Raw genomic sequence first — 404 nt, 5'->3', positions numbered from 1 at the left:
ATGCGGAAGAGCGGGTCAAGAACATGGTCCAGTGCATGGATCTCATGGACAAGGGCGGTATCCCGATGGAGGACCGCTTTCTCGATCCGCTGGTGTTTCCCATCGGCGCCGGCCCATCGTTCGGCAAGCATTATCTGGACGCAGTTAAACGACTGCGCGAGATGTATCCGGAAGTTCATATCTTCGGCGGCCACAGCAACGTGTCCTTCGGCCTGCCAGAAAGGAAGCTTCTCAACTTCACTTTCGTCGCGCTCTCAATCCTGAACGGCGCGGACGCGGCGATGATCGATCCGGTGATGAACCCGCCTAAGGAGTTCAACGATTTCATGTTTGCGGCCAACGCGCTCACCGGCAAGGATGAATACTCGACCCAGTACCTCAGGTACATCCGCAGCGGTTCGCAG

General features: G+C 57.2%; 1 protein-coding gene. It reads left to right on the top strand.

Features of this window, described 5'->3' with window-relative positions:
* Positions 1-35: 35 nt before the first annotated feature.
* A partial coding sequence (locus ACTFO6_RS17820) for a dihydropteroate synthase (RefSeq protein WP_439935756.1) occupies positions 36-404 on the top strand: 369 nt, incomplete at its 3' end.

The sequence above is a fragment of the Pelomicrobium sp. G1 genome, from assembly GCF_051905455.1.
Taxonomy (GTDB): domain Bacteria; phylum Pseudomonadota; class Gammaproteobacteria; order Burkholderiales; family UBA6910; genus Pelomicrobium.
This window is presented reverse-complemented; position numbering and strand designations above follow the sequence as displayed.